Source organism: Nostoc sp., assembly GCF_035638895.1.
In the GTDB taxonomy this organism is placed as follows: Bacteria; Cyanobacteriota; Cyanobacteriia; order Cyanobacteriales; family Nostocaceae; genus Nostoc.
The window spans coordinates 1-10,743 of the sequence record NZ_DASQZC010000379.1 but is presented as its reverse complement, the minus strand read 5'-3'; the positions used below and the strand labels follow the sequence as shown (position 1 = coordinate 10,743).

The window sequence follows — 10,743 nt, the reverse complement described above, 5'->3', positions numbered from 1 at the left end:
AGCGCCGCCCTCATTTCATCCAATTTCCCTTCCTCCCTTCTATGCAGCTTTGTGTACCTTATTCTACTATTAGCTTTCAGCAGTCATTAGTAGTAATTTTGTCCTTTGATAATAACGAATAACTAATGATTAATAATTAATAACTAATGACAGGGACTATTGACTCATGACTGATATTGCAGTGATTGGTGCCGGAATAGCCGGTTTAGTCTGCGCCCAGCAGTTAAGTCAAGCTGGATATTCGGTGTTAGTGGTGGAAAAGTCCCGTGGTTTGGGAGGGCGGCTGGCTACACGCCGCTTGCATGGAACTTGCGCGGATCATGGAGCTTGTTACCTGAAGCCAAAGGGTGAATTATTTGGACGTTTTGTGGAGATATTGCGATCGCGCCATATCGTGGAAGTTTGGACAGAGGAGGTTTACGAACTCACAGCAGGGGTTCCTTTATCTGAACCTAAAAACCGCAGTCCGCGATATGTTGCACCTGGGGGAATGAGTGCGATCGCTAAATCCCTCGCCCCAGGTTTAGAAATATTACTGAATCAGCGTGTCATCGCTGTTACCCCAACACCGGAAAATGGTTGGCGTTTGACTCTCGAATCAAGCAACGAAGAATTAGCTGCAAAAGCTTTAGTTGTGGCCATTCCTGCACCACAAGCTGTGATGCTGTTGGAACCTTTGGGTGAAAGTGTATTAGATACAGCCTTTCTTGATAATTTGCGTTCTGTAGAATTTTACCCTTCGATTAGTGCGATCGCTGGATATTCTCTCACATCCCAACCCTTGCCAGAGTGGAAAGCTCTAACTTTTATGGATAATCCTGATTTAGCATGGATTGGTTTGGACAGTAGCAAGCGTCCTAACCCTCAACAACCACATTTTGTGCTGCAAAGTAACGCTGATTTCGCTCAACGCCATTTAGAATCCCAGGATTTACAACCTCTTGGACAGCTTATGTTGCAACGAGCAGCTGAATCTCTTTCCCTTCCTTGGCTGAATACTCCCGAATGGATGCAAGTACATCGTTGGCGTTATGCCTTTCCTAGCCGTCCTTGGCATGAAGCTTTTTTGTCTGCCGGAACTCCCTTACCTTTAATTTGCTGTGGTGATTGGTGTGGCGGTAATCTTGTCGAAGGTGCGATGCTTTCTGGATTAGCTGCTGCTGATGAAATTAATAATCATTTGGGTCATTTACCTTTAGAGAATGCGAACTTTCTCAAAGTTTTTACAACTTAGCCTACTTTTCAAACACCCTCTTAGCTTTCTGGCAGTTTTTCTGCACACAGCAAGGTGAATTTCGTCATGTGTTCTATGAGAAAACCCTGGACTCTACCCCAGACGGGCTGCGCCTATGCAAACTTGCCTGTTGCTCATACTCTTGCTCAAGCGTTGAGTACAAAATTTTTTCACCACCGCTATGTCTTTGAGGTGATATAAGCGTTAGCTTAAGAAGAAGTACGAGTTGTGCTAAGTAAAAAGTATTTTTTAGGGATTTCTAGGAAACTAGTAAATAACTATATGATGAAAAACTCTCAGGAGGAGCGGTAGTGAGCCTACAAACTCTCGTTGAACAAGCCACCATCCCCCCAGATTCAGGGTCTGTAGCATCCAGTCCCTTTGATGCAGATAGCTTTAATGAAGCTGTCATGTCTACCTATGGTCGGTTTCCCTTAGCCCTAGAACGGGGTGCTGGATGCCGGGTTTGGGATACACAGGGGCGAGAATATCTGGACTTTGTGGCTGGAATTGCCACTTGTACTTTAGGACACGCTCACCCAGTTATGGTAGAAGCGGTAACACGCCAAATCCAGAAGCTGCACCATGTCTCTAATTTGTACTACATTCCTGAACAAGGTGAATTGGCAAAATGGCTTGTTGAACATTCTTGTGCCGATCGCGTGTTTTTCTGCAACTCTGGAGCTGAAGCTAACGAAGCCGCAATTAAACTGGCGCGAAAATATGCCCACACAGTATTAGACATTGAAAAACCGATTATTTTAACCGCCAACGCCAGTTTCCACGGACGGACTTTGGCAACGATTACCGCTACAGCACAACCGAAGTATCAAAAATATTTTGATCCCTTGGTTCCTGGTTTCCACTACGTAAATTACAACGATATTAACGCTGTGGAAGTGGCGATTAGCGAGTTGGATGAAGGCGATTATCGGGTAGCAGCGATTCTAATTGAGCCATTGCAGGGAGAAGGCGGTGTGCGTCCAGGAGATGTTGCCTATTTCAAAAAGCTCCGGCAGATTTGTGACGAAACTGGCATTTTATTGATTTTCGATGAAGTGCAAGTTGGTATGGGACGCAGTGGCAAATTATGGGCTTACGAACATCTCGGCGTTGAACCGGATATTTTCACCAGTGCTAAAGGCTTAGGTGGCGGTATCCCCATCGGCGCAATGATGAGCAAGAAATTCTGTGATGTTTTTCAACCAGGGGAACACGCTAGCACCTTTGGCGGAAATCCTTTTGTGTGTGGTGTAGCACTCAGTGTTTGCCAGACGTTGGAACGGGAAAATATTTTGCAGAATGTGCAAGATAGGGGTGAACAATTGCGATCTGGATTGAAAGCGATCGCAGCTAAATATCCTCAGCAGGTTGGCGAAGTTCGGGGTTGGGGTTTAATCAACGGTTTGGAGTTGCGAGCCAATATTCAAGTAACCGCAGCAGATGTCGTCAATGCTGCCATCAACGAGGGTGTATTGCTTGTACCTGCCGGGCCAAAAGTAGTCCGGTTTGTGCCACCGCTAATTGTCACAGAGGCGGAAGTAAACACTGCCTTGGAAGCTGTGGATCAAGCAATTGCAACTCTCACAGCTTAAATAATCAAAAAGCGAGGATAAGTCTTTGTGCCTATCTCTCGCTTTTTCTGACTTTTATCTTAATTTTCACTAAAACAATTGATTTTTTGAGCTATGTATGTAGTTTCGCTATCCTCGCGTTCTCTTCATTCTGGGGAAATTTCCCGATAAGCTTGGCGACACTGCTCATAATTGTCTGGCAAAATCTCGGCATTACCAAAACATAATTGCTCGTGAGTGGTGATTAAAGTTTCATAAGGCTGTATAGGAGTCACAGACGATCGCAGCAATTGCAGATATTCTCCATCTGTGCGGCTGAGTTTGTGGGGTGCGATGGTATTTTTATCCAACTGCTGCAACATTGCTAAATAAATACAACGGCAAGCCTCACGGTAGTTACCTTGACGGTAAAATTGTTGCGATCGCTCCAACAAAAGGGCTATGGATGACTCACTAGAGCGACTTTTTACACGAAAATCAGTGAGATTGCCACTTCTATTTAGCCAAGAAAATATATAAGGACTGAATTCTTGCCATAATCGCCAACCCACCCAAACTATAAATAAACCTAGTACCAGCCAAAACAGGAATTTCAGCAACTCACCAAGCCTTGGACTAATCGACCATCCAGTAGGCAATTCGGGCAAAGCGCGTTCAAAGCGGTAAAACTGGTATTCCCACCATTCTCCCGCTTGTTGTTGAAATTGAGAAAGCTGCCAACTCCAGCTAGTTTTTTCAAAAGTATCTGTCATAGGGGGGGAGTGGGGAGTGGGGGATGAGGGAGCAGGGGGAGCAGGGGAGGCAGGGGAAGAAGAACTATGATATTGACCAATGCCCAATGACAAATGACTAATGACTAATGACTAATGACTCTTGTCTTTTTTATCATTATCCAGCCGATGACAATAAGTAGCGCACCCAATGCAAGAAATCCTAAATCCCAAGCTAACTCATTTGGGCCTGATTTTACATGATGGATACCGAGAATTTGATGGTCAATTAAACCTTCAACGAAGTCGAACAACCCAGTACCAATCAATATTGACCCAATAAAGGTCTGTGATGACCAAGGAACATCTTCACGCCCTCCCGCACGCCATAGCAAGACAACTCCTACCACGGTGAATACCCAATTAAAGGTATGAAATAATCCATCCCATAGCGTGTTCAAATCTATATTCGCCATGTTTGTCAGAGGTCGAATATTACTAAGCATGTGATGCCACTGGAGGATCTGATGCAGTAAAATTCCATCAATAAACCCTCCAATACCTACACCAAGAAAAATTCCAGCAGTGATTATTGGTGCGCGTCGGTTGAGGGTTTCACTTTTAGCCTCCATTGTCAACCTCATCGATAGGCTTTTTCACCAAAATACAACTTTTTTGGGAGAAATATCTTCTATCTTGAGGCAAGTACCATCATTGAACTTCAATCAATTTTCAGATTTAATCTGCATACCCGCTTTCACTGGGTCGAAATCTTGAGGAAAATGGGTGCTGCGTTGGCGTAGCCTACCGTAGCCTTCTAAATGTAATACATGAGTTCCTTTTGCTTTCGCATTGATCTTCGTTCGCAAAGGTCTTGGAGTGTATATTTTTCCAAAACTGAGTTAGCAGCCTGACGTGCTTCCTGCCAGACTTCCTGAATTAGCTCACCTTCTACCGTGTTGGGAGTTGGTTCAGGATTAGAGGCCACGATATCTGACCCTTCCATGCAGCTAAAAGCATCTAACACTGTAATCTTTCCGGGATCTCGTGCTAAAACGTAGCCACCTTTGGCTCCGCGTATACTCTTAATTAAACCTCCACGCCTTAATGTGGCTAGGAGTTGTTCTAAATAGCGGTTCGGGATGTCTTGTAATGCCGCTATCTCTCGAATTTGCAGGGCTTCACCGTTAGGGTAGCAGGTTGCTAACTCTAACAGGGCTAAAAGTGCGTATTCTGATTTGTTAGAGATTACCACAGGCGTAATATTTTAAACTCACACTTAAATATACAAAGTATTTGAATTGCTTTCCCTAAGTTACTCTTAGGAAAAACTTTACAATCAACCTATTGTTGACCGGCTAACCCCACTTTAAAGACCTTTGAGCATAGAAGCAATTATATTTTATTTTGAATTCGATAAATAAAAGTGATTGATTATTTATAAAGTCTTCCAAAATGCAAATTGATTTAAAGGCTGTGCAAGCCGCTATATATTCAAATTTCTTGAAAATGGCAGAGTTACAGTAAAGGTAGTTCCCGCACCGATCGCACTTTCGACAAAAATTTCGCCGCCGTGTAAATCTACAGCCTGCTTGACGATGGACATTCCCAACCCCATTCCTGGGATATTACCTGCATTACTAGCGCGATGAAAGGGTTCAAAGATGTAATCAATGTCAGAAGCGGGAATGCCAATACCAGAGTCTTGAGTCTGGAATATAGCTTGCTCGTTGGCAGTGGTGACAGAAAACTTAACTGTGCTACCAATGGGAGAGTATTTTAGACAATTTGAGAATAAATTAGTCAAGATTTGCCGCAGTAGTTTCGCGTCTAAGTTAGCTGGGGTGGATTGGCACTCACTACTAAAAACGATCGCATGTTGTGAGCGATCGCTCTGTTCTAATTCTTCTAATAAATCGCGGCAAAATTCCACCAAATTCAGGGGTGTTGCATTAAACTCTAACTTGCCTGTTTCATCCTGACTCAGCACCAATACATCATTCAACAACTGGGTTATATGCATAACTGATGTTTGAATGCGACGCAGGTGGGTTTGTTGTCGCTCGTCGCTCCATAGATGGCGATAATATTCTAGTAATTCCGCAGAAGAGTGGATAGTAGCCAAAGGGGTACGAAACTCATGGGAGGTGACGGTGAGCAAGCGGGATTTAAGTTCACTAAACTCCCTTTCTTTGGCAAGAGCTTGTCGCATCGCCTGTTCTGCCCATTGCAGCTTGCTTTGGGTTCGCTTGCTTTCGCTAATGTCCCGCAATATCCAGCGCAAACCAACTAACTTACCTTGTTGATTACGGATAGCAACCACTTTAACCGCAGCAATAATTGGTGTTTTATTACGTGGTCGCAGGTTTACTTCCCACTCTTGCATTTTCCAGCCTGGGATTTCGGCATGATCGCGCAGATGAAGTAGTTTCAGATGAAAAGCAATTATTTCTTTCTCAAGCACATAAATCCCCAAGAGTTTGCCCAACAAAAAACTTTTGGAAATATTGAGCAGAGTGGTGGCTGCTAAGTTAGCTTCCTGAATTACCCCTTTTGTATCAGTCACAAAATAAGCGTCTGGTACTTCCTCAAATAGTTCCTGGTAGCGTTGGCCTTGTGCTATCAAGGATTGTTGGGCATTGGATAATTCTTTATTCTGCTGCTGTAGGTATTCATTAGCTGTTTGCAGTTCTTCCAAAGCTATGTGGACTTCTTTTAATACTGCTGTAACCAGTTCAATATCTCCCTGTGTATTTTGCACTTCACTCTGGCGTTGCAAAAGGGCGACGCGCTTACGCATATTTTCTATCTGTAAAGCTACTCCGTCCAAATTCACGCTCTGACTCCTAATTTGGATATCTAAAACTTGCGTTTTCTTTTAGATTCCATTCTCAGACGATCTTAGCTTTTGGAAGTTAACAGTTATCAGTTATCAGTTATTAAAACAGAATAAAAGCGCCAGTCGTTAGAATTCAGTTGGATATTCTGACCGAAAAAGCAGATAGCACAGCACGCGATAGGTTTCGATAAGATCCCCCCGCCTGCGGCGACCCCCTTAAAAAAGGGGTAAAGATCAGGAAGAGCAAGCCTTTTGTCTGGCAATCTTGCTTAATTTGGCTCTTAAGTTTGCCCATTTGACCCCTTCTAAGCTGGGCAAAACAATATGAGCAGCTCCGACTCGTTCAGTTGGGCCGAGTCCTACTGCCCACATACCACCAGCTAGAGCCGCCTCAATGCCTGCTGCGGCATCTTCTACAACTACAGATTGTGCTGGTTCGAGTCCTAGCTGGTTGGCTGCGTACAGAAATAGGTCGGGTGCTGGCTTAGGTTGCTGTACACTATAACCGTCAGCGATCGCATCTACTTTATCGGCAATTCCCAATCGCTCGATCACTGTGCGGGCATTTTTACTAGCTGAACCAATAGCGATTTTAATCCCAGCTTGCCGCAGTTCATCCAAGAGAGCGATCGCACCTGGTAGCAAATCCTTGGGTGTCATGTTTTGGATCGATTCTACATAGTAGCGATTCTTACGCTTCATCATCTCCTCAATTTGTGCTTCCGAATACGCTCTATCTCCAATAATATGCATCAGGGAAGCACGACGGGATACACCCCGCAGCCCTTCGTTAGCTTGGTGATTAAAGGGTATACCCTCTTCATCTGCTAGCTTTTGCCAAGCTAAATAATGAAGTTCTGCTGTATCAGTTAGCACTCCATCTAGGTCGAAGATGAATCCTTGGATGTTGGGGTTGTGAGTCGCTTCGCTCCGGGATTGGGGATTGAGCATTAGTTATTCCCCTTGTCCCCTTGTCCCCTTGTCCCCAGCCCCCAGTCCCCGATGCAGATCGAAGTCGTGCCATTTTCCGCGCCAGTGCAGTTTAAACTTCAGGCGCGTCCAGCCGTCAGGCAGATGGCTGTTGGCTACGGGGCCATTTTCGGTTAGTTGAATGCCGCCGAATCCAAAAATTACAGCTTGCCAAACGCCACCAGCAGTAGCACCGTGAATTCCATCGCTGGTGTTACCTCGGTTATCTTCAAGATCCACCATTAACGCTTGCATAAACACTTCGTAAGCTTCTGTTGATTTGCTCAAATCGGAAGCTAAAATGGCGTGAACTGCTGGGCCAAGGGACGAACCATAAGTAATATCTGTGCGGGGTGCGTAGTAGTTCCAGTTAGTCTGCAATGCTTTTTCGTTGTAGGGAAAATCTGCTGATTCCCGCATTAAATAAAGGAGCATCAAGATATCTGGCTGCTTGATTACTTGACATTTATTGGTTTTCTCAATACTCAAGATGACTTGCATGGAGCGATCGCGCCCTTGGTAATCTGCTAAGTTAATATCTTCTAATTGGAAAAATCCCTCGAACTGCTCGATTAGTTCTGTTGATGAGTCATGGAGAAACAAGATTTTGGCGATGATATCTTGCCAGTGCGTTCGCTCTTGTGGTGTGAGTTTGAGTTTCTGTTCTAGTTCAGTGGCTCGTTCGGGGAACTTTTGAGCCAACCAATCATAAACTGCGATCGCTTTCTCTAAATGCCATTGCGCCATCCGATTTGTAAAGGCGTTATTGTGGACGAATTCATGATATTCATCCACTCCGATCACTCCCCGAATTTCATATCGTTGGCGCTCAGAATTGAATTCGACTCGGCTACCCCAGAAGATAGCGGCATCCAAAATAATCTCTGCGCCACGCTGTTGCATCCACTCATCATCACTAGTGACTTGCCAGTAGTTCCAAGCGGCGTAGGGAATATCTGCATTAATATGAATTTCGCGATCGCGACACCAAATCCGCACATCTTCACCATAAAAATCACTATTGAGTCCCCAACGTGGCGTCACTTCATCTCCGCTATCAGCACTTTCCCAGGCAAACATTGCCCCTTTATAGCCGTAATGGGCAGCCTTGCGTCTAGCTCCTGGTAAAGTGTGCCAACGGTAACTGAGTAAATTTCGGGCGATCGCTGGTTGGGTAAATAGAAAAAAGGGCAGCATAAAAATTTCTGTATCCCAAAAGATATGACCGCGATAGCCAAACCCAGAAAGAGTTTTAGCAGGAATGCTCACCTTGTCATCATGGCGTGACCCAGCAATCAGCAGTTGGAATAGATTGTAACGAACAGCAAAAGCAGCTGTGCTATCCCCTTCAATAAGGATGTCGCTTTGCTGCCACGCCTCATCCCATGCCTGCTCATTGGCTTTTAGTAGTGTTGCGTAGTCTGGCAGGTGCGCGAGTTTTTCTGTAGCTGCTGAAACTGGTGTTTCAGTCTCCCGCGAGGTAAAAACTGTCACGATTTTTTCTACCGTTACGGTCTGTTTTGATTTAGCCAGGTAGGTCATGCTTAAGGTTGGATAACCAGGTGCGGTACTGACTTGCAAAGATGCTTCAGTGCCTGAGATTCTCATTGTTGCGCCCATACCAATTTCAATTCGGGAGTGGCGGGTGCGGCGTTGTAACCAGATTCCTTGGTCAGTCTTGCCTTGGTCTAGTCCTTCCCAGTGATTAAAACCCTGATTTTCTGGATAGCCGTTGATACTTCCCTGAACTTCGATTACCCCATCAAAATCTACTGGCGTTAAATGGCAGCGTTGCACCAAAACATGCTGATCTGCAAAACTAGCAAAGCGTTCAAAATGCATATCTATAGTCTTTCCACTGGGAGAGCGCCAACGCAAGTAACGGGTGAGAAGTCCGTAGCGTAAATCAAGCTGGCGATCGTAGCGCAATATTTTACCTTGATCGAGACGGAAGCGATCGCGTAGCGTCTCCGTAGGAGATTCGCCATTTACAATTACTACCAAAGGTAACCAGTCAGGACAATTTGCCAGTTCAGTGTACACCACTGGCACATCGTCATAGACACCGTTGATGAAAGTAGCTGGCAATGCATGAGGATAACCTTCCTCAAAACTGCCTTTAGTTCCCAGGTATCCATTGCCGATTGTAAAGACGGTTTCTTTAGAGTGCAATTGGTCAGGGTCAAACTGGGTTTCGATTAAGATCCAGTCTGTGTAGATAAAATTACGAGAACTACCTTTTGTTTGCATAAGTGGGGAGTAGGGAATGGGGAAATTTGGTAGATGAATGGAGTTCAAAGGTGGATGAACGGAGTTCAGAGGTGGATTCATCCAGTTCAAACGTGGATGAACCGAGTTCGGAGGTGGATTCATCCAGTTCAGAGGTGGATTAACGGAGTTCAGAGGTGGATGAATGGAGTTCAAAGGTGGATTCATCCAGTTCAGAGGTGGATTAACCGAGTTCAAAGGTGGATGCACAATTACGAATTACGAATTACGAATTACGAATTAAAATTAGCCCCTTATGTTTCTCCAAAATCTTTTCCGCTCTAGGTTTATAAATCAGATGAAATAAGGCTTCCATATAGCGATCTCTAGCTTCGTTATTTTCTGGAACAACAAAGTTCCAAAAACTAAACATTTTAGCAAGGTGTAGTAATTGATTACTATGTAAATGCCAATTGTATCTATTATGAATTCGCTGACTCATCCATTCTGAGACTTCCTGCCAATACTTATCTTGACTATTGCATTGTTCAATAAAGCCTAAAATTTTCTTTGCTGTACCTTCTAAGTCTGTAGGATTAACATTAAATTCATTCTGTTGGTTTTCGATAATTTCTAAAGAGCCGCCAAATTGAGTAGCAAAAGTTGGCAAGCCGGAAATCATCGCTTCCAAAATAGACCGACCGAAGGATTCAAAGCGGGCAAAGTGGACATAAATTCCCTGAGAATCTGCAACTACTCGGTAGGCTTCGCCGATGTTGTTGCTAGGGATACGCATCCCCAGCCAGCGAATTTTGCCATTGAGATGATATTGCTGAATAATATCGTGGAGTTTTTGGATTTCTTCTGTTTCTTCTGGGTTTGTAGCTTCATCTGGATGCACTTTACTACTTAAAAGGATTAGGTTACAACGTTCTTGCAACGCCTGACTTTGACCAAAACATTCAGCTAAACCAGTGAGATTTCTGATTGAAGTGATGGGAGCAACGGCAAAGATTGGTCGCTTGTTAAGGTTATCTAAATGACCAAAGATTTGGGGGTCTTCGCGGTTAAAGAGGAGGTCGTGAATTTGTGTGCCAAGCTTGATATCTCGGTCTTCTTTTTGGCTATAAGGAAAGAAAATCTTTTCATTTACTCCCGGCGGCACTAAGTTGAATTTAGGACTAAACAAATCAATGCCATCAACCACAT

The 10,743-nt window shown here is 44.3% G+C and carries 7 protein-coding genes and 1 pseudogene; 2 read left to right on the top strand and 6 right to left on the bottom strand.

The genetic code is table 11. The annotated features are described in order from the left end of the window. Window positions 1-166 precede the first annotated feature (166 nt). Window positions 167-1,234: an NAD(P)/FAD-dependent oxidoreductase gene (locus VE944_RS18840; protein WP_324980145.1), complete on the top strand. Its 1,068-nt coding sequence runs from the start codon at window positions 167-169 to the stop codon at window positions 1,232-1,234. Between the two features lie 311 nt (window positions 1,235-1,545). Continuing rightward, window positions 1,546-2,829, top strand: coding sequence for an aspartate aminotransferase family protein (locus tag VE944_RS18835; RefSeq protein WP_324980143.1), 1,284 nt, complete (start codon window positions 1,546-1,548; stop codon window positions 2,827-2,829). A 125-nt stretch (window positions 2,830-2,954) separates the two neighbouring features. Here the strand turns inward: VE944_RS18835 and VE944_RS18830 are convergent, their stop codons facing one another. The 6 genes and pseudogenes from VE944_RS18830 to VE944_RS18805 form a co-directional block, all read right to left on the bottom strand. Beyond that, window positions 2,955-3,560, bottom strand: coding sequence for a DUF4129 domain-containing protein (locus tag VE944_RS18830; RefSeq protein ID WP_324980140.1), 606 nt, complete (start codon window positions 3,558-3,560; stop codon window positions 2,955-2,957). A gap of 104 nt (window positions 3,561-3,664) precedes the next feature. Continuing rightward, entirely contained in the window at window positions 3,665-4,150 is a 486-nt protein-coding gene (locus VE944_RS18825) for a DUF2243 domain-containing protein (RefSeq protein WP_324980137.1), read from the bottom strand. Window positions 4,151-4,335: 185 nt separating this feature from the next. Then, window positions 4,336-4,773, bottom strand: a complete 438-nt coding sequence (locus tag VE944_RS18820; protein WP_324980134.1) for an RrF2 family transcriptional regulator — start codon at window positions 4,771-4,773, stop codon at window positions 4,336-4,338. Between the two features lie 231 nt (window positions 4,774-5,004). Then, window positions 5,005-6,354 (bottom strand): PAS domain-containing sensor histidine kinase, encoded by a 1,350-nt coding sequence (locus VE944_RS18815; RefSeq protein WP_324980131.1) that lies wholly within the window; start codon window positions 6,352-6,354, stop codon window positions 5,005-5,007. A 237-nt stretch (window positions 6,355-6,591) separates the two neighbouring features. Further along, window positions 6,592-9,576, bottom strand: a pseudogene (gene pgmB, locus VE944_RS18810) (beta-phosphoglucomutase). A 244-nt stretch (window positions 9,577-9,820) separates the two neighbouring features. Beyond that, window positions 9,821-10,743, bottom strand: a 923-nt coding sequence (locus VE944_RS18805; protein WP_324980128.1) for a glycosyltransferase, incomplete at its 5' end; no start/stop codon positions are given.

What these genes read in the sequence shown, in the direction of transcription:
- VE944_RS18825 (WP_324980137.1), bottom strand. Translation starts at nt 4,150, where the DNA reads ATGGAGGCTAAAAGTGAAACCCTCAACCGACGCGCACCAATAATCACT.
- VE944_RS18830 (WP_324980140.1), bottom strand. Translation starts at nt 3,560, where the DNA reads ATGACAGATACTTTTGAAAAAACTAGCTGGAGTTGGCAGCTTTCTCAA.
- VE944_RS18840 (WP_324980145.1), top strand. Translation starts at nt 167, where the DNA reads ATGACTGATATTGCAGTGATTGGTGCCGGAATAGCCGGTTTAGTCTGC.